General features: G+C 54.1%; 16 protein-coding genes. 10 read left to right on the forward strand and 6 right to left on the reverse strand.

The window, feature by feature from the left end:
* Positions 1 to 51 precede the first annotated feature (51 nt).
* Genes rsxC through J1836_RS04260 form a run of 7 tightly spaced genes read left to right on the forward strand, consistent with a single transcriptional unit; the run spans position 52 to position 5420 of the window.
* The gene (gene rsxC, locus J1836_RS04230; protein ID WP_207249840.1) at positions 52 to 1413 is read left to right on the forward strand and encodes an electron transport complex subunit RsxC; all 1362 of its coding nucleotides are present in this window, start codon (positions 52 to 54) and stop codon (positions 1411 to 1413) included.
* Positions 1410 to 2462 carry an RnfABCDGE type electron transport complex subunit D gene (locus J1836_RS04235; RefSeq protein WP_207249841.1) on the forward strand — a complete coding sequence of 351 codons (1053 nt, stop codon included), beginning with the start codon at positions 1410 to 1412 and terminating at the stop codon, positions 2460 to 2462. Before rsxC ends, J1836_RS04235 begins: the two co-directional genes overlap by 4 nt.
* Positions 2459 to 3118 (forward strand): RnfABCDGE type electron transport complex subunit G, encoded by a 660-nt coding sequence (locus tag J1836_RS04240; RefSeq protein WP_207249842.1) that lies wholly within the window; start codon positions 2459 to 2461, stop codon positions 3116 to 3118. The genes J1836_RS04235 and J1836_RS04240 overlap by 4 nt, the downstream gene beginning before the upstream one ends.
* The gene (gene rsxE / locus J1836_RS04245; RefSeq protein ID WP_207249843.1) at positions 3115 to 3771 is read left to right on the forward strand and encodes an electron transport complex subunit RsxE; all 657 of its coding nucleotides are present in this window, start codon (positions 3115 to 3117) and stop codon (positions 3769 to 3771) included. Before J1836_RS04240 ends, rsxE begins: the two co-directional genes overlap by 4 nt.
* Positions 3761 to 4345 (forward strand): electron transport complex protein RnfA, encoded by a 585-nt coding sequence (locus tag J1836_RS04250; RefSeq protein ID WP_207249844.1) that lies wholly within the window; start codon positions 3761 to 3763, stop codon positions 4343 to 4345. The genes rsxE and J1836_RS04250 overlap by 11 nt, the downstream gene beginning before the upstream one ends.
* Positions 4342 to 4551, forward strand: coding sequence for a chemotaxis protein (locus tag J1836_RS04255; protein WP_207249845.1), 210 nt, complete (start codon positions 4342 to 4344; stop codon positions 4549 to 4551). Before J1836_RS04250 ends, J1836_RS04255 begins: the two co-directional genes overlap by 4 nt.
* Before the next feature lie 14 nt (positions 4552 to 4565).
* Positions 4566 to 5420, forward strand: coding sequence for a ferredoxin reductase domain-containing protein (locus tag J1836_RS04260; RefSeq protein WP_207249846.1), 855 nt, complete (start codon positions 4566 to 4568; stop codon positions 5418 to 5420).
* 54 nt (positions 5421 to 5474) lie between these two features.
* On the opposite strand, the gene J1836_RS04265 is transcribed toward J1836_RS04260, so the two are convergent.
* Complete coding sequence (locus tag J1836_RS04265) at positions 5475 to 8183, reverse strand: SEFIR domain-containing protein (protein ID WP_207249847.1); 2709 nt, start codon at positions 8181 to 8183, stop codon at positions 5475 to 5477.
* Positions 8184 to 8341: 158 nt separating this feature from the next.
* On the opposite strand from J1836_RS04265, the gene J1836_RS04270 reads away from it, so the two are divergent.
* Positions 8342 to 9454 (forward strand): ISAs1 family transposase, encoded by a 1113-nt coding sequence (locus J1836_RS04270; RefSeq protein WP_207249848.1) that lies wholly within the window; start codon positions 8342 to 8344, stop codon positions 9452 to 9454.
* Between the two features lie 104 nt (positions 9455 to 9558).
* Here the strand turns inward: J1836_RS04270 and J1836_RS04275 are convergent, their stop codons facing one another.
* Entirely contained in the window at positions 9559 to 9699 is a 141-nt protein-coding gene (locus tag J1836_RS04275; RefSeq protein ID WP_207249849.1) for a DUF559 domain-containing protein, read from the reverse strand.
* A gap of 319 nt (positions 9700 to 10018) precedes the next feature.
* Between J1836_RS04275 and J1836_RS04280 the strand changes: the two genes are divergently transcribed.
* Positions 10019 to 11209 (forward strand): ATP-binding protein, encoded by a 1191-nt coding sequence (locus tag J1836_RS04280; RefSeq protein WP_207249850.1) that lies wholly within the window; start codon positions 10019 to 10021, stop codon positions 11207 to 11209.
* A gap of 19 nt (positions 11210 to 11228) precedes the next feature.
* Here J1836_RS04280 and glnE read toward each other — a convergent pair whose 3' ends face one another.
* From glnE to J1836_RS04295, 3 genes are read right to left on the reverse strand one after another with little or no spacing between them, the layout of a single operon-like run.
* Positions 11229 to 13886, reverse strand: a complete 2658-nt coding sequence (gene glnE / locus J1836_RS04285; RefSeq protein ID WP_207249851.1) for a bifunctional [glutamate--ammonia ligase]-adenylyl-L-tyrosine phosphorylase/[glutamate--ammonia-ligase] adenylyltransferase — start codon at positions 13884 to 13886, stop codon at positions 11229 to 11231.
* Between the two features lie 45 nt (positions 13887 to 13931).
* A complete protein-coding gene (locus J1836_RS04290; protein WP_207249852.1) occupies positions 13932 to 15617 on the reverse strand; it encodes a response regulator in 1686 nt (561 codons plus the stop codon).
* Complete coding sequence (locus J1836_RS04295) at positions 15614 to 16768, reverse strand: FIST signal transduction protein (protein WP_207249853.1); 1155 nt, start codon at positions 16766 to 16768, stop codon at positions 15614 to 15616. Before J1836_RS04295 ends, J1836_RS04290 begins: the two co-directional genes overlap by 4 nt.
* 191 nt (positions 16769 to 16959) lie before the next feature.
* Here J1836_RS04295 and J1836_RS04300 point away from each other — a divergent pair, with 191 nt between their 5' ends.
* Complete coding sequence (locus tag J1836_RS04300; RefSeq protein ID WP_207249854.1) at positions 16960 to 17496, forward strand: methylglyoxal synthase; 537 nt, start codon at positions 16960 to 16962, stop codon at positions 17494 to 17496.
* Here J1836_RS04300 and J1836_RS04305 read toward each other — a convergent pair.
* Positions 17432 to 18436: a response regulator gene (locus J1836_RS04305; RefSeq protein WP_207249855.1), complete on the reverse strand. Its 1005-nt coding sequence runs from the start codon at positions 18434 to 18436 to the stop codon at positions 17432 to 17434. The genes J1836_RS04300 and J1836_RS04305 overlap by 65 nt on opposite strands.
* Between the last annotated feature and the right edge of the window lie 57 nt (positions 18437 to 18493).

Consider the following 18493-nt stretch of genomic DNA (forward strand, 5'->3'; position numbering starts at 1 on the left):
CACGGGGGATTGCCCCTACATCGGCCTACCGTAACGTAACAGGTGACAACCATGCTTGCTCTGTTTGATAAATTCCGCAAAGGTCACTTTGCACACGGGGTGCATCCGCACTACCACAAGGAAACGACGCAAGGGAAAGCCATCAAGCGGCTGCCTTTCGCGCCGCGCCTGATCGTGCCGGTGTCGCAGCACATCGGCGCACCCGCCAAACCCGTGGTCAAGGTGGGTGAGGAAGTGCTGCGCGGGCAAGTGATTGCCGAGGCAAACGGGTTTATGTCCGTCCCCGTCCACGCGCCAGCCACGGGTGTGGTCAGTGATATTGGGCTAATGCCGAGCGCGGCAGGCCCTAAAACGCTTGCCATCGTGATTGATGTGTACAAGGGTGATTCGCAGCAAGTGCACTACAGCGATCCGGTAACGCTGGAAAGGCTGTCACGGGATGAACTGCTCCAGCGCGTCCAAGCCACTGGCATGGTCGGGCTGGGCGGTGCGGCTTTCCCCTCGCACGTCAAACTGCGCGTTCCCGAAGGCAAAGCCGCGCACACGCTGGTGATCAATGGCTGCGAATGCGAGCCTTACCTCACCTGCGACCATCGGGTAATGCTGGAAGACCCGGAAGCCTTGCTGCAAGGTATCCGTTACGTCCTCAACATTTTGGGCGCAAGCAAAGCCATTGTCGGCATCGAAGACAATAAAGCCGATGCTGCTGAAGCAATCAAAGCCAAGCTCAAGCCCGATGACCCGATCACGGTGGAACTGGTGGAAACCAAGTACCCCCAAGGGGCGGAAAAGATGCTGCTGAAATCGCTGTTGGGCATCGAAGTTCCTGCTGGCGGCTTGCCCATCGACCTCGGCATTGTGGTCAACAATGTCGGCACGGTGGCGCAACTCGGCAAACTGCTGCCGCAAGGCGAAGGCTTGATTGAGCGCGTCGTTACCGTCACCGGTTCTAATATCGAGAAGGCGGGGAATTACCTCATCCCAATTGGCACACCCGTGCGCTTCATCCTCGAACAGCTCGGCATTACGGCGGGGCATGACGAGATTATCCTCGGCGGCCCCATGATGGGCATGGCGCTGGCATCGCTGGATGTACCGATTACCAAAGGCACGTCCGGTTTGCTGATCTTTAAGGAACGCACCTTCATTGATAAGCAGGGCGAACAGAGCGGCACGGTATTCCCTTGCATCAAATGCGGGCGCTGCGTGGATGCTTGCCCGATGTACCTCAATCCGGCGCAAATGGGTTGGCTGGCGGGCAGCCGCGAATACGGGCAGATGGAAAGCGATTTCCACCTCAACAGTTGTTTTGAATGCGGCTGTTGTAGCTTTGTGTGCCCGTCGAATATCCCGCTGGTGCAATATTTCCGCATTGCCAAGAGCGTCAACCGTGAAATGAAGGGGAAAGCATGAGCCAGAAACCTATTGTTCTGCACACCGCGCCGCATGTAAAAAAGCCGCAGGATGTGCCGATGATCATGCGCAACGTGGTGTATGCACTGCTGCCGATCGTGGCGTTTGCGGTGTACCAGTTCGGTATCAGCGTGTTGCTGCTGACCATTGTGGTAGTACTCAGTTGCCTTGGGACGGAACGCTTTTTCAACTGGATGAGCGACAAGCCCAGCAGTTTGAATGACTGGTCGTCCACCATTACCGGCTTATTGCTGGCATTGACCCTGCCACCCGGCTTCCCGCTGTGGATGGGGGCGGTGGCGGCGTTCGCGGGTGTTGCCATTGCCAAGGTGGTGTTCGGCGGGATTGGTTACAACGTGTTCAATCCGGCATTGGCGGGACGGGCATTTGTGCAAGCGGCGTTTCCGGTAGCGATTACGACGTGGACACCTGCGTTTTTCAGCGGACGTTTTACCGAGTTTGTGCCTTCCACCTTGACCTCGCCCCTGATGATGCCGCCCGAAACGGCGGAATGGGTGAAACAAGTTGCCGTGGATGGTTTCAGCGGGGCGACCCCGTTGGGTATGATGAAATTCCAGTCTATTTCAACCCCGACAGCGGATTTATTGTTGGGGACGGTAGCGGGTTCGGCGGGGGAAACGTCAGCGCTGCTGATCTTGCTGTGTGGGGCGTATCTGATTGCCCGCAAGATGATGAATTGGCAGATTCCTGCGTGGATTTTCGTCGGAGTCATTATCACCTCTGGGGTGTTGTACCTGATTAACCCAGACAAATATGCCGACCCGATGTTCATGCTGTTCTCCGGTGGCTTGATGCTGGGGGCAATGTTCATGGCTTCCGACATGGTGGGTTCGCCACTGACACCCAAGGGCGTGATGATCTACGGCTTGCTGATCGGTTTCCTCACCGTGCTGATCCGCCAGTTCGGGAGTTTGTCGGAAGGCATTATGTACGCCATTTTGCTGGGCAATGCGATGACACCGCTGATTGATACGTGGACACAACCACGCCTGTTTGGTGCACAACCGAAAAAGGGGAAATCCGCATGAGTGGGAATACCAGTACGTCAATGATTGTCACCTTGGGGTTTGTCACTGCGCTGTCCGGTTTCCTGATCGTGACGGCGTATCAAACCACCAAACCGGCGATTGAGGAAAACAAACGCTTGCGCATCCAGCAAACGGTGCTGGAAGTCATCAAGGGCGCGACCGCTTATAAGCCTTTCGTGATCACCGCCAACGGTGACTTGCTGGAGGCTACCCCTGACCTGAAAGGCACGAATGTGTACGCTGGTTACGACGCACAAGGCAAACTGATGGGTTTGGCGGCGGAAGGTCGGGCGCAGGGTTATTCCGGTTCGGTAGAAACCATTTACGCTTATTCGCCCGCCTGTGAGTGCATCACCGGCGTCAAGGTCATTAAGCAGACCGAAACACCGGGGCTGGGCGACAAGGTGATTACCAACAAGGATTTCGTCGCCAACTTTGAAAAGCTGGATGCCAAACTGGATGCAGCAGGCAAAGCCTTAGCCAACGCCATTGTCACGGTCAAACACGGTTCTAAAAAGAACCCATGGGAAGTGGACGCGATCAGTGGTGCAACCATTTCTTCCCGCGCCATTGCCAAAGGGCTGAACGGCAGCGCCCAAGAAGTGCTGCCCAAAGTTGTGCCACTGCTGTCGACCATTGAAGGAGCGAAGCCATGAGCCTGATCAAGCAGGATGACACCATTACCGTCGACACCTTCATGGAAGGCATCTGGCGCGAAAATCCGGTGTTCGTGATGATGTTGGGGATGTGCCCAACCCTCGCCGTTACCACCTCCGCCATCAACGCGCTGGGTATGGGGGCTGCCACCACCTTCGTGCTGATTGCCTCCAGCCTGCTGGTATCGCTGTTCCGCAACCTGATTCCGGCGGGAGTGCGAATTGCCACCTACATCGTGATTATTGCCACCTTCGTGACGTTGGTGGATTACATCATGCAGGCGTACAGCCAAGCGTTGTATGCGGCAATGGGCGCGTTCATCCAGCTCATCGTGGTCAACTGCATCATTCTGGGACGGGCAGAAGCCTGTGCCTCACGCAACAAACCGCTCAAATCAATGGTGAATGCAGCGGGCATGGGGCTGGGTTTCACCCTCGCGCTGCTGTGTCTGGGTGGGGTGCGCGAAATCCTCGGCAACGGTTCGCTGTTTGGTTTGCCGCTGTTCGGGGAACATTTCCAGCCGTGGGTCATTATGGTGCTGCCAGCCGGTGGTTTTCTGGTATTGGCGGGCTGGCTGATCCTGTTTGAGTGGCTGAAACTGCGCAAGCAAGGGCGATCACAGCAAGTCGGAGGAGCCGTGCATGAACACTGATAGCGTTACCTTTATTTTTTTCAACTCGGTGCTGGCGAACAACTTCGTGCTGGCGATGTTCCTCGGTCTGTGCCCGTTCCTTGGAGTATCCGGCAAGCTGAATACTGCCGTGCCGATGGGTTTGGCAACCACCTTCGTTATGCTGGTGAGTTCGATCTGCGCCTATTTCCTCAATGAATTGCTGGTCGCGTTTAATATCGAATACCTGCGCCTGATCAGCTACATCGTGGTCATTGCATCCTCCGTGCAATTGGTGGAAATGGCGATGAAGAAACTCAGCCCGGCACTGTTCCGCGCACTGGGGATTTTCTTGCCATTGATTACCACTAACTGCGCGGTGCTGGGTGTGGCGTTGTTCCAGACTTCGCGTGAATACGACTTTGTGCAATCGGTGGCGTTTGCCGGGGGCGCGGGTACGGGGTTCATCCTCGCACTGGTGCTGATGGCAGGCTTGCGGGAGCGGCTGGCACTGGCGAAAGTGCCGAGCGTGACACAAGGGGCTGCCTTGAGCCTGATGATCGGGGCATTGCTGTCAATGGCATTCATGGGATTTGCAGGCTTGGGAGCAGAATGATGCGGGATTATTTGATTGCAATGCTGGTGATTCCGGCGTTATTCGGCGCGTGGATTGTGGTGCAACGCATCGTGCGTGAGTTTGCTTTGCGCCACCCCGAATTGGGGCCACCACGGGAGGAAGGGGGCGGCTGCGGGTCGTCGTGTGGGTGCAGCGGCAAAAAGGCGTGCAAGAACCGCGACAACCATGACCACCACCATCATTAATGAGAGAGGATTTTATGACTGATACCAACGAACAAACTTACAGCAATACCTGTGATGCCATTATTCGCTCCAGCAAACGCATTACCGATACCAAAACGGATGAGGTGCGTGAGCTGGTGTTGACCATCCATGACCCAGCGTTCCGGGCAATGCCGGGGCAGAACATTGGCGTGCTGGTGGAAGGCAAGCACCCGTTTGGCAACCGCTTCCATCACCGCTATTACAGCGTGTTATCGGTACAGCCGCATGGCGAAGGCGCTGACATTGAAATTCTGGTGCGGCGTTGTTCTTATATCGACGAGGTGTCGGGCGAAGAATACCCGGGCATTGCCTCTAACTATTTGTGCGATGCTGCACCGGGCAAGCAGATTACCCTGACCGGGCCTTACAAGGCGGCGTTCAAAGTGCCAGCGGATAACACCAGCAACTTGTTGATGATTGGGACAGGGACTGGGATTGCGCCCTTCCGCACCTTGATCAAGTCGATTTACGCGCAACATCAGGGCTGGAAAGGGCAAGTGCGGCTGTTTTACGGCGCGAACAGTGGCTTGGATGCGCTGTACATGAACGACCAGAACAACGATTTGACCAACTATTACGATCAGGCTACTTTTGAGGCGTATCAGGCGATTGACCCGCAATCGTGGCGCGATGCGTCTGGCAATCTGGGCAAGAGTCTGGCGGAAAACGGCGCGAAAACGTGGGTAATGATGCAGATGCCGAACACCTACGTTTACCTCGCCGGGTTGAAGAAACAGGTGGCGGTGCTGGATAAGGTGATGGGCGAACTGGCGGGTTCGGCGGCGAACTGGCAGGCGTTGAAGAACCGGCTGGTGGCAGATGGGCGTTGGGCGGAGTTGGTGTATTAACTCGACGGATTAGCTCCCTTCACCCCTTGCGGGGGAAGGGCTGGGGATGGGGGGTTAGGTTCGGAGTGATAACCCCTGCAATTCCTCCAGCTCTTTATCGCGGCGGTGATAACCCGTTTCTTTAATGAGTTTGGCGGCGGCGGCAATGTGGTACGCAGGGTCAGCCGCTGCGCGGCTATTCCCCCCTTCCCCAACCCTTCCCCCGCAAGGGGGGCAGGGAGCAAGAGACTCCGCCACCAACAACCGCGCCATCTCCAAATGATAATCCGTCAAATGCAGCCGCATCCCGCTGCCGTCGGCGATGTCGAACACTTCCTGCAAATCCTGTCGGGCACTGGCGAAGTTGTGGGTGTGGCGGTGCAGCGCAGCGCGGGCGAGCAGACCGCGTGATAAGTCAGTTCTCCTTTCTAAAGTTCGTGAAGCTGCAATAGCTTGATCTATATTATCAATAGCCGAAAGAAATTTTCCATGCTTCAGAAATTTACGACCATTTGCAAGTTTATTCAGTGAAGCGTCTATTAATAATTCTTCGGCTTGATTTATAGGCAAGATCACTGTTCTTTCATCATTTAGAAGATCATCAAATTTAGAAAAAACTCCACGAGATAAGAACACATTACCCCTAGTCGTAACTGTTCCCCAGTTTTTTTGAGAAAATGGGATATTTTGATTAGATACAGTATATTTTTCTAAAAAATTCTTACTCTCAAAAATACTTTTTTTTGCTGTCAACTCATTTCCAAGTAAAAACTGAAGCTCACCAATATCGCTGGCTAAAATCGCAGCGTCCACCCAATTCTTCTCATTTGAATAAATTAATAGTGCTTTCTTTGAAACCTTTAAGGCTTCTTCTAATCGACCTAATGCATACAAATTCATGCTAAGCCACCTTAATAGTTTCCCCTGCCAATAAAAGCTTATTTTATTAGTTAATAACTGCCACTGCTCATCAAATAAATGAGCTAAAACACTTAGATTATCACTGAATGCTCCTAACTTAATGGTAATGTATGCATTACTTTTCCGATGAATACGTATCCAATAAACCTCCTCCAACGCCTGCTGATGCAACCCCGCCGCACACCCATGCGCCACCGCACTGAACAGCGGCTGCATTTCCTCCAGCGTATCGGGAAGCTCTTTCTCCGGCAGGGCTTTGTAGTATTCGTACAGCCATTCATGCGCTTGCTGCCACGCTTGCGGCTGCTGGGTTTGCAATTGCCCGCCGAAGTATTCGCGGATCAGCGGGTGGCAGTCGAGGTCGCCGCCGCCGTCATGCTGCGACAACAGGTGGTGTTCTTCGCGCAAACTGGCGATGGCTTCCAACCATTCGTCTTCATCAATGCCTGCGGTCAGGTGCGGAATTTGCGCATCCCACAGCATGTGCAGCACCTCTTGCCCGATGGGGTGGTCGAACAGCCCCAACAAGTGCAGCAATGCCAGTTCCGGCTCGCCCGCCAACCATTCCGCGTAAGCCTGCATCACCTTGAAGGCGTGGCGGCTGTCGCGGTTGCCCGTGGGTTTGACCAAAGCCTTGAGCGTGTCGCGCTTGCGTACATCGCCCTGATGCCGCAGCCGCAACACATTCCCCAGCAAACTCAACGCCAGCGCATGACCGCCGTATTCGCGCACCGCCTTGCCCAGTTCCGCCGCACTGCCCATGACCCCCAGCGATTGCAGCAACTGGATGCCATCCGCCGCCGTCAGGTTTTGCAAATCGTGGCGGATGACGGTAGGCGCGTCGCGGTCACTGAGTTCATGCAGCGCAATCCGCGTGGTGATAATGCACAAACCGCACGGATGGCGGGCAAGCTGGCGCAGCAACTGGCGGATGGCTTTGTCCTTGAGTTCGCCGCGCATTGCCGCACCACCGTGTTGCAGCGGCTCCAGACCGTCCAATACCAGCACGTAGCGTTTGCCGTGCAGCAACTCTGCAAGGTGATCGCCCTTGTCCTCCTCCGACGCAAACCGTTCGCGGGTCGAACCCAGCTTGGCAAACGCATGGCTGAAAAACGGCGTGGCGGAAGTCTGCTTGTCTTCGCTTGACCCTTGCGAATAGAACGACCACGCGATTAGCACCGGAATGTCGGTGGTGTGGTCGAGCCAGTGGCGCAGGAGTTTGGTTTTGCCTGTGCCGCCGGGGGCGATGAATTGGATGATGCGGGTGGTGGTGTTTGCCCATGCGTTGGTGAGGAGTTGCAGTTCGGCGGAGCGTCCGAAGAAGCCGCCTTTGACGGTGGGGAGGCGGTCGGAGTGGATGACAGTTGGCGTGTGTCCGTTCGCGGCAGGTAAGGAACGGATTTCCCCCAACGGCGGCGCAATGTATTCAGCTTGCCCCGTCAGCACACGGTACAACTTGTCGTAATCACTGGGCAGGCAATACGTCGAATAAGGTTTCAGTGTTAGCGGCACATGCTCCAAACTGCCATGCGTCGGAATTAGCGGGATGAACTTGGTGTTGCGGTAATAGTGATCGTACAACGTTTGCGAAATCACCACACCTTCAAATGTCACACCACGCCCGCCCTCAGTTTCCTGCCCACGGTAACGCCGCAAATAAGTTTCGGTGCAAACCAGCAACACAAAATCAGCCGCTTCGATTTGGTTTTCCATCCAACGTTGCCAGCCTTCGGGCGGAAAGCCGTTGATGTATTGGTCTATCAGGCACTCCAGCCCATCTGTGCGCAAACGGTCAGACACACCCCGAACAAAATCCCGATGCGCGTCCGAATCGTGGCTGTAACTGATGAAAACCCTGGTCATGTGAGCAAGCCCTGTTCACTTTACAATGGGCTTGATAATACCGTTTATCGGCGATTTTGTCTGGTTTATCGACAAAAATCCCAGGGCGAGCGCATATAAACTTTCCCAAAAACAAGGAAGTTAGCGACACTATCCACTTTGCCCTGAAAGGAAAGCGGATGAGTGCCAGTTTGTTAGACCACTTTGCCTCTCTCGCCGATCCACGGATAGAACGCAATAAACGCCATGAGCTATTGGACATACTGGTATTGGTCATCAGCGCGGTTTGTAGCAATGCCAAAGGTTGGGAGACGATAGAAGAATTCGGTCATACCAAACTGGAGTGGTTACGTCAGTTTGTCCCCTTAGCCAATGGAGTGCCGTCGCATGACTGTATCCAATACGTGATGTGCCGCCTGTCTCCCGTCCAGTTTCGCGAATGCTTTATCAACTGGACACAGGCAGTTAAGCAAACAGTCGGTGATGAAATCATTGCGCTTGACGGCAAAACGGCGCGTGGTTCACGCGACCGCGCAAATGCCTTGAATCCTCTCCACATGGTGACGGCGTGGGCATGTGAAAGCCGTTTGGTACTGGCACAAGAAGCGACTGACGAGAAGTCCAATGAAATCACCGCCATCCCCAAATTGCTGGCCTTGCTGGAGCTAAAAGGCTGCATCGTCACGGTGGATGCGATGGGCTGCCAACGCACCATTGCTGAGCAAATTGTGGCACAAAAAGGCGATTACGTGATGGGACTAAAAGGCAACCAAAGCAACCTACACGAAGCGGTTGACGATTACTTTACTACCGCACAACAGTTTGATTTCAAAGCTGTTCCCCATGACTATACCGAAGAAGTCGACAAAGACCACGGCAGGCTGGAAATTCGCCGTTACTGGATCACAGAAGACCTTTCCACCTTGCCAAACCCCGATGGGTGGGCGGGTTTGCGCAGCATCGGCATGGTGGAACGCGAATGCATCCAAGGGGGCAACACTATACGGGAACGGCGTTTTTTCATTGCCTCCATTCCCGCCGATGCTAAACGCTTCGCCAAAGCCGTCCGGGGGCATTGGGGAATTGAGAATACCCTGCACTGGCGACTGGATGTCACACTTTCAGAAGATGCCAGCCGTATCCGCAAGGGTAACAGCCCCGCGATGATGACCAGCATCCGCCATTTGAGCATCAACCTCTTTGAGCGCGAAGGCTCCAAGCTCAGTTTGCCCAAGAAGCTGAACAAAGCTGCATGGGATGATGCCTATCGCGCTAAGGTCTTATTCGCTTAAGAATTTATATGCGCTCGCCCTGGCAAAAATCCCCTCTGTCTCCCCGTTCACTCCGAACTTCCCCCCCCCATCCCCAACCCCTTCCCCCGCAAGGGGTGAAGGGGCTAAGAGGCGTGGTGACTGCGTTGTAAGGCTTGGCGGATTTGTTGTAAAACGGCTTCTTGGTGATTCAGTATTTCGTGATTCCAAAAGCGCAGTACTTGAAACTGTTGTTGCTGCATCCAGTTATTGTTTTCTTTTTGCATTTTATCAGTGTCAGTAACTTTATCTGACCATGCAATTCACGCTGACAAAATATACTTCTTAGCCCCTTCACCCCTTGCGGGGGAAGGGGGTGGGGATGGGGGGAAGTTCGGAGTGACACAGCACAGCACATCACCAAACTTGTGACCCGTTGGTGGGTGTCTTCTGGCAATCTGACGGTGATTACGCCCATAACGCCTCCTTGATATGACCTGCTTACAAGATTAGTACATATTAGCTTGTGAATGATAACTTCTGCTTTATGTTCTAAACTACACTTTAGACAAAAGCCACTTTTCACTTAAACAGGTTTCACAGACGATGATTCCCCCCATCCTCCGTCAGACATCCGCCTTAATCCTTGCCCGACGGCAACCCGAATACCGCCGTTTCCTGCACACTCGCATCGACTTCGGCGAACAACTGATCGGCATCAAAGGCGCACGCGGTTGTGGCAAGACCACCGTGCTGCTGCAACACGCACAAAGCTGCGGCTTGGAAGCCTCCCGCATCCTGTACATTGCGTGTGACCACCCGGCGATGGTGGATGTGGATTTGTATGCCTTGGCGCAAACCTTTTACCAAGAAGGCGGGCAACTGCTGCTGATTGACGAAATCCACAAGCGCAAGGGCTTTGCCGTTCATCTCAAGGCGATCCGCGATACCTTTGATTTGCAGGTGATCTTTTCCGGCTCGTCGGCGTTGCGGTTGGAACACGAACTGGCGGATTTGTCGCGGCGTGCAGTAGTACATGAATTGCCCGTACTGTCATTGCGTGAATTCATGGAAATCGAAACCGGGCAACGTTTCGCGGCTTATGCCCTGCCCGACATCCTCGCCAATCACGCCAACCTTGCGGCAAACGTCATGCAAACGCTGCGCCCGATTGAACAGTTCAAGAAATACCTGCGTTACGGTGCTTACCCGTTCTACCGCGAATCGCTGGATAATTACACCAGCAAGCTGCTGGAAGTCATCAACCTGACGATTGATTCCGACCTTGCCAGCCTCTACAGCATCGCCTCCGACAAACTGGATAAGCTGAAAAAGCTGCTGTACATGCTGTGCAGCACTGACCCGGTGGAATTGAACATTTCCAAACTGAGCACGGGGGTGGGTACATCCTGGCCGACGCTTTCACGCTATCTCGACAGCATGAGCGCGGGCAGTCTGGTGCATATCGTGCGCGGTGGCAGCGGGATGCGCACCGTCAATAAGCCCGACAAGTTGTTGCTGGACAACACCAACCTGTTTTACGCGCTGTGTGCCAGCCCCAATGTCGGCTCGCTGCGCGAAAGTTTTTTTGTCTCGCAACTGGGTTATCAGCATCAGGTGCATTACCACGACAAGGGCGATTTTGTGGTGGATGAGCGTTGGGTATTTGAAATCGGTGGTGCGGGCAAAACCCTCAAACAGCTTGCCAATCACCCGGATGGTTATGCGGTGGTTGATGATGTGGTCATCGGCGATGGCAGGCGGATTCCGTTGTGGTTGTTTGGGATGTTGTATTGAGCACGGCAAGGCAAGCTGTTCAAGCCTCCACCAACCCCACCCAAACCGCTCGCACCGCCTCCCGCTCACGCACAAACTGCCCCGCGTCCACCACCGCTTCCTGCTCCTGCAACGACAGTGCGTGGATACGATCACGCAAGGTGCGGTAAGCATCCGCCAACATCTCCGCCGTTTCCACTGGTAGAATCCCCGCCTGTTGCAGAGAATCCAGTTGGCGGATATTGTCGCTCCAATGCACCAGCTCCGGGTGTTCGTGCGCATGGGCGAGGATCAGGAATTGCACGATGAATTCAATGTCGGTAATCCCGCCGGGGTCTTTTTTCAGATTAAATATGCTGGCATTTTTGCTACCCATACTTTCCCACATCTTCTGGCGCATGGCGATGACTTCCTTGCGCAACTCCACCCGGTCACGCGCTCGGCACAGGATGTCATGACGCACTTGCTCAAACTGCGCCCGCAAGCTCTCTGAACCCGTGATCACCCGCGCCCGTAGCAAGGCTTGATGTTCCCACACCCACGCCTTGTCCTGCTGGTAAGTGCGAAACGCATTCAAACTACTGACCAACAAACCCGAAGCCCCGCTAGGGCGCAAGCGCGTATCGGTTTCATACAAGCGTCCCGCAGGGGTAAACGTCGTCAGCGTGTGAATAATTTTCTGTGCAAATCGCGCATAAAACACCGCATTTTCCAGCGTCTTTTTGCCGTTGGTCTGCTGCGCCGTACCGTGACTGTCGTGCAGAAAAATAATATCGAGATCCGACCCGTAACCGAGTTCCAGCCCGCCGAGTTTGCCGTAAGCAATAATCGCAAAACCGGCTTGCTGCGTTTCCCCAACCTCATCCTTGTAACACGGCACGCCCGTTTGCGCCGTCATCGTCGCCCACACATGCCGCTGGGTTTCTTCCAGCACCGCCTCCGCAATCCAGGTCAACTGATCCGACACTTTCATCAGCGGCAATACGCCGGTAATGTCCGCCGCCGCCACCCGCAACACTTGCGCTTGCTTGAATTGGCGCAACCGTTCCATCACCTGTTCGGTGTCGCCCTGATCAATACGCTCCAATTCCAAGCGCAATGCCGCACCCAGTTGCTCGCGATCCAACGGCGTATACAACTGGCGCGAATCCAGCAATTGATCCAGCAAAATCGGGTGATCCGTCAACTGGCTGGTAATCCACAAACTGTCACTGACCAGCTGCACGAATTGCTCTAACGCATTCGGGTGATCGGCAAGCATCGCAATATAACCGGAACGCGGCGCAATCTTTTGCACAATTCGCAAACACCGTTCCAGCGCCTGTTCGGGGTCAGCCAAGGCATTACACGCATCCAGCAACGCAGGCAGCAAACGGTTCAAACGGCTGCGCCCCGTATCGGTCAAGGTGTTGTACAAACGGCTGTGCAACAGTGCTTGAATCGCGGGATGTTCCGGCATCGGCTGGCTTTCTTGGGTTTCAAGTGCAAACACGCGCTGGAAAATCTGCGCTACCGCCCGCTGATGACAATTCAGTTCCGCTTCAAAACTCGCCCAATCCGCAAAACCCATCGAGCTGGCAAGGCAGGCTTGACGTTCCGGCGTGGTTGGCAGCGAATGCGTTTGTTCGTCATTCCACATTTGCAGGCGATTTTCGGTACGGCGCAGGAAATGGTACGCCGGTTGCAACACCCCAAACTCTTCCGCCGTCAGCAGTTGTTGCGCCAGCAAGGCATCCAACGTCGGCAATAAACTACGCCCCCGCAATTCGGGAATCCGCCCGCCGCGCATCAATTGAAACACTTGCGCAGTAAATTCGATTTCGCGGATACCGCCCGTGCCGAGTTTCACATCGAGGTATTTGCCACGGCGTTCGGCTTCGCGGTTGATCATCGCCTTCATGTCGCGTAATTGCTCAATCGCGCCGTAATCGAGGTAGCGGCGGAACACAAACGGGCGCAAGCGTGCCATCAATTCCGCGCCGTTGGTTTTGTCGCCCGCCATCACCCGTGCTTTGATCAGGGCATAACGTTCCCATTCGCGCCCATGGGTTTCGTAGTAATGTTCCATTGCATTAAACGACAACGCGAGTGCGCCGACTTCACCAAACGGGCGTAAACGCATATCGACGCGGTAAGCAATGCCCTCCGCCGTGGTTTGCCCCAATACCCCAATCAGGCGTTGCCCGATGCGAGTGAAAAACGTTTGGTTATCGAGATCACGCTTGCCATCGGTTGCGCCTGCCTCAGGGAAAGCGAAAATCAGATCAATGTCGGAGGAAAAGTTGAGTTCCTGCCCACCGAGTTTGCCCATGCCGATAATCACCATCTGCTGGGGTTCACCGCTGCGGTTGCGTGGGATGCCGTGTTTGGCGGTGAGTTCGGCGTAACACCACTGATAAGCCGCCCCCACCAAACCGTCGGCGAGGTCGGAAGTGGTTTGCAAGGTTTCGGCGAGTTTCGCGATACCCATAAGGTCACGGTAAGCGATGCGCACCATTTCGCGGTTGCGGATGATGCGCACGGTGCGCAATACACTGTCGTAGTCGGGGAGTGCAACGATGGCAGCAACAATGGCTTGCACCAATTCACCCTCGGCATAGGGCTGGCTAGCGGCGCACGCGGCTAGCCACTCAGGGTGACGCGTAAACTGGTGTTGCAAGTAAGGACTGTTCTGAAAAATAGCATCAAGGCTTGGCATTATTATTCTCACGAAGCAAAACGTAATGCACATTATAGGTGCATTTTAGCCGCCGTGCCGCACTAACACATCCAGCAAATCCTGCGTATTAAACGGCTTGCTCAAGAAGTCATTCATGCCCGCTTGCAGGCATTTTTCGCGATCACTGCTCATCGCGTTCGCGGTCAACGCAATAATCGGCGTAGGCGGCGCTAAATCCCCCGCCGCTTCGTGTTGGCGGATAAGCTGGGTGGCTTCCACGCCGTCCATCACCGGCATTTGCATGTCCATCAAAATCAGATCGGGGCGCTCGGCGAGCCAACTATCCAGCGCTGCCCGCCCATTTTCCGCCACGATGACGTTATGCCCAACTTTGGTCAGCAAGCGTACCGCCAACATGCGATTCACCGCATTATCTTCCGCCAGCAAAATCGTTAAGGCTTGTTTGGCTTGCGTCAACACGAGGCGTTTTCCCGGCGCAAGCGCAGCATCCTTGAGTGCCAAGCGAAACGGCACGCTGAAATGGAAAATGCTGCCATGACCGGAGTCACTTTCTACCTGCAAGCGCCCGCCCATCATGCCGATCAATTGCGAGGAAATGGTTAAGCCCAAGCCCGTGCCACCGTAACGGCGCGTAATCGAACTATCTGCTTGCTGGAATGGCTGGAAAATCGTTGCCTGCTTTTCCACCGGAATGCCAATGCCGGTATCGCGTACCGCAAACAATAATGCTGCCTGTCCCGCTGCGGCGCCGCTTTGGCGCGTTACGGTGACACTGACTTCGCCCATTTCGGTGAATTTAATGGCATTTCCCACCAAATTGATCATGATTTGCCGCAAACGCCCTGCATCACCTTCCAACGCATCCGGCACATCGGCAGCAATATCCCACTGAAACGCTAGGGATTTTTCGGTAGCCCGTACCGTGAGCGGTGTAAACGTGTCTTGCAACAATGCCCGCAATTGAAACGTGCCGTGGCTTAAGGTCAACGTACCCGCTTCAATGCGCGAAAAGTCGAGGATTTCATTGATAATATCGAGCAAAGCGGTGGAAGACGATTTGATCATGCCGAGGTATTCGCGCTGCGAATCCGATACATCGCTGTATAGCATCAAATCGGTCAAACCGATCACGCCATTCATCGGGGTGCGGATTTCGTGGCTGATCATCGCCAAAAATTCGCTTTTGGCTTTACTCGCCTGCTCCGCCAATTCTTTGGCTTGCAAGGCTTCTTGGTGGGCGCGTTCTGCCGCTTCTTTGGCTTGCAAGGCTTCTCGGCGGGCATCTTCCAAATACGCGTGTTGCATACAGGCTTGGCACGCCGTATCTAAACGCTTTAACACCAACCCCAGCGCCAGTAAATGCGGCTGCGGCAAGGGTGGATCACGCAATAACACCAGCAAACCCGTCGCCCCAATCGGCAGAAAATGGTAATACTGCCCGTGAAGTTCGATGATTTCGCCCGGTTTTTTCATCCGCCAACCGCTGGCAACAATGCGTTGCAGATGCGCGGCGAGCAGCGGTTGCCCCTCCGGTAACGGGCTGCTTAATGACGGGTAGCTGTAGCAAGGTTGTGGCACAGCCACATCAGGCATATCCGCCTGCCGCAACCAGATATAACCGTTGCGGCAATTCAGCAGTTTCAGCGCAGGCGGCAAAAATTTGCGTAACATAATGCGCAAATCCAAGTCCTGCCCCACCAACAATGCCAAGGCATACTGAATGGAAACCAGTTCTAAGGTCGGGTTCATACGCTTGCGTCCCTGCTCTCCGACAGAATACCGAGCACAATGGTTTTATTGAAAAACTCTAAACACGTATGCCCTGCATCCGCGATTTCCCCCAGCGACAACACGCCGATCAGCGGCACATTAGTGGGTAAATGCTGGCGAATATTGCCAATTTCTTCGGCAAAACGGGCTTGTAAAAACAGCGTGCGACTGATGCAATCAAACAACAAACCCAACATCGGTGGCGTCTGTGCTCGCGTAGCATGACGTGCACACGTGGTGGAAGCCGCCAACAAACTCGCCGCCTCACCTTTAAGAATATAGATAATGTGATTCGCCGGGACTTCGCCCACACACACCAGATTATTGCCATCTCGCAACAGTGGGTCGCGCACTACCACTTCGCCTTTCAAACGATCCAAACCGAACGGATAAGCTTTGGCTAAATCAAAAAAGTTAGTGTCATTGAAACGTTGCCCGCTGTCGGCTTCAACCACTTCTTGATACACCTCAAACGCAGGGCGATAGTCCAATGAGGTAATGATATTGTCGTATGCCCCTGTCACAAAAAAGGGCCCCGCAAACTTATCCCAGCCGTGTTCAATGCCGATATGGATGGGTAAGTGGAGGGCGGTGACTTGAGCGCAATCCATTTTCAGCCCTTGATTGCTAAACAGGCAGGGTTTTTGCGTAAAACTTAACGAACCCGCCCCACCACCAATATACTGGTTGCGTGTGCCTAAGGCTTCGTAGAGATTTTCCAAAAACGTCGAAATGCGCTTGCTCAAACCATCCACGAGGGTGACTAAGGTTGCTCCGGCGGGAATGCTGGCAATTAAGCCTTCAGCATACGGTAGGTAATCCTCATCCGGGTCGGAGAGGCGTTCGATGTGGTGCACACTCGCACTGACTGCCAGCCCACACACGATACTGCCCCGGCTCATTTCCTGCGCACCAGCAATGATCTCTGGAAAAATACCCCCAAAGATGGGAATGGGTAGAGCACACAAACGCGCATCCAATTGCGCTGCTGTAAACGCATTGGCATCACAAGCGAGCACTAACAGGCTGTTTGCTCCGGCTTGCACCGCTGCATCAATATGCTCGAACAAGGTTTCAGCAGAACCAAGCGGGTCAACCAAAATCAGTGGAAATGCAGCGGTGTCAATCATATTCAGTCTACCTGTCTTATCTTTCTTATGAATGGGAATACCCGCTAACATTCTACGCAAAAATAAATACTTCCCCTAGCAGCACACGACACACGGCGACACGGTTGCATAAGACTTAACCGATGCTGTACCATTAATAAAACAGATGAATACCATAACAATCCACTAATAAGTTCATTGCGGGGGCAAAAATGAATAAGCATAAAATCGCTTTGGTTGCACACGATAATCTAAAATCCACCCTCATAAGCTGGGCAAAAAAAAACCATCAGGTACTCGCTGACTGTGAGCTGTTTGCAACAGGCACAACCGGCTCGCTGCTTATCGAACAAACGGGGTTAGCGGTCACTTGCTTGCTTAGCGGCCCTTATGGTGGCGACCAGCAGATCGGGGCAAAAATCTCGGAAGGCACTATTGATATTCTGATTTTTTTCTGGGACCCGATGACACCTATGCCGCACGATGCCGATGTCAAAGCCCTATTACGCTTAGCCACGTTGTTGAATATTCCCGTCGCCAATAACCTCAGCACTGCCGATTGTGTGCTCAGCCTGCTTCAACCGCGCAGCGCAGAAACCCACCCGTGGGTGGTTAATTTCAACACTCAGGAGAAAGCACGGCATTTACCCACCACTACCTATAATAGCCCACGCAAACAGACCATTATTCCAAAATACAGTGTTGCACCAGCGTATCCAGCAACACCGTCACCTCGCAAGGTTTACTGAGAAAATCCGTCATTCCCGCTTGCAGGCAACGCACGCGGTCGCTCGCCAAGGCGTTCGCGGTCAGCGCGATAATCGGGGTGGCGGCAAGTGCATGGCGGTGCTCGTGCTGGCGCAACAGCACCGTGGCTTGCAGCCCATCCATAATCGGCATTTGCATATCCATAAGGATAACGTCGGGGCGATATTCCAACCAATGCGCTAACGCCTCCTCGCCATTGACCGCTTCCACCACCTGATGCCCCGCTTGCTTCAGCAACAATGCCGTAAATAAACGGCTCATAGGATCGTCTTCCACCAACAATACCGTCAATGCGCGTGCTGCTTGCGCCAATACCTGTGGCGGGGCAGCGACGACAACAGGGCTAGCGCTCAGCTTGAATAGCACACTGAAATAAAAATGACTGCCTTCACCGGGGCGACTTTCTACCTGCAATTCCCCGCCCAGCATCGCCACCAAGGGTGCGGCAATCGCCAACCCCAAGCCCGTGCCGCCGTAACGGCGATTAATGAAACTATCGACTTGCTGGAACGGCTGAAAAATACTGACCTGTTTATCCAGCGGAATGCCAATGCCGTTATCGCGCACACTGAAGGTTAAACGCGCATACCCGGCGGGCGCATCCGCCTCGACATGAATACGAATCGTCACCGCCCCACCGCTGTCGGTGAACTTGATCGCATTGCCCGCCAGATTGATCATGATTTGTCGCAAACGCCCCGCATCACCCTCTAATACCGCCGGACAATCCGCCGCAATCGTCCAATTGAAGGTCAACCCTTTCTCATGCGCCTGCAATGCCAAGGGTACAAACGTTGGTTGCAAGACCTCGTGCAGTTGGAACGGCTGCTCATGCAGTTGCAGCTCCCCCGCTTCAATCCGTGAAAAATCCAGAATCTCGTTAATAATATCGAGCAACGCATTGGAGGAGGCTTTAATCATCTCCAAGTGTAACTGAACAGTCCCCCCTTACCCAAACGCACTAAATTTGCGACACTC

It is taken from the genome of Thiothrix fructosivorans, from assembly GCF_017349355.1.
In the GTDB taxonomy this organism is placed as follows: Bacteria; Pseudomonadota; Gammaproteobacteria; order Thiotrichales; family Thiotrichaceae; genus Thiothrix; species Thiothrix fructosivorans.

Bases quoted from the DNA above. Each gene is read 5' to 3' on its own strand.
- J1836_RS04290 (WP_207249852.1), bottom strand. From the start codon at position 15,617: ATGAACCCGACCTTAGAACTGGTTTCCATTCAGTATGCCTTGGCATTG.
- rsxC (WP_207249840.1), top strand. From the start codon at position 52: ATGCTTGCTCTGTTTGATAAATTCCGCAAAGGTCACTTTGCACACGGG.
- J1836_RS04255 (WP_207249845.1), top strand. From the start codon at position 4,342: ATGATGCGGGATTATTTGATTGCAATGCTGGTGATTCCGGCGTTATTC.
- J1836_RS04265 (WP_207249847.1), bottom strand. From the start codon at position 8,183: ATGACCAGGGTTTTCATCAGTTACAGCCACGATTCGGACGCGCATCGG.
- J1836_RS04280 (WP_207249850.1), top strand. From the start codon at position 10,019: ATGATTCCCCCCATCCTCCGTCAGACATCCGCCTTAATCCTTGCCCGA.
- J1836_RS04235 (WP_207249841.1), top strand. From the start codon at position 1,410: ATGAGCCAGAAACCTATTGTTCTGCACACCGCGCCGCATGTAAAAAAG.
- rsxE (WP_207249843.1), top strand. From the start codon at position 3,115: ATGAGCCTGATCAAGCAGGATGACACCATTACCGTCGACACCTTCATG.
- glnE (WP_207249851.1), bottom strand. From the start codon at position 13,886: ATGCCAAGCCTTGATGCTATTTTTCAGAACAGTCCTTACTTGCAACAC.
- J1836_RS04260 (WP_207249846.1), top strand. From the start codon at position 4,566: ATGACTGATACCAACGAACAAACTTACAGCAATACCTGTGATGCCATT.
- J1836_RS04240 (WP_207249842.1), top strand. From the start codon at position 2,459: ATGAGTGGGAATACCAGTACGTCAATGATTGTCACCTTGGGGTTTGTC.
- J1836_RS04305 (WP_207249855.1), bottom strand. From the start codon at position 18,436: ATGATTAAAGCCTCCTCCAATGCGTTGCTCGATATTATTAACGAGATT.
- J1836_RS04270 (WP_207249848.1), top strand. From the start codon at position 8,342: ATGAGTGCCAGTTTGTTAGACCACTTTGCCTCTCTCGCCGATCCACGG.
- J1836_RS04275 (WP_207249849.1), bottom strand. From the start codon at position 9,699: ATGCAAAAAGAAAACAATAACTGGATGCAGCAACAACAGTTTCAAGTA.
- J1836_RS04300 (WP_207249854.1), top strand. From the start codon at position 16,960: ATGAATAAGCATAAAATCGCTTTGGTTGCACACGATAATCTAAAATCC.
- J1836_RS04295 (WP_207249853.1), bottom strand. From the start codon at position 16,768: ATGATTGACACCGCTGCATTTCCACTGATTTTGGTTGACCCGCTTGGT.
- J1836_RS04250 (WP_207249844.1), top strand. From the start codon at position 3,761: ATGAACACTGATAGCGTTACCTTTATTTTTTTCAACTCGGTGCTGGCG.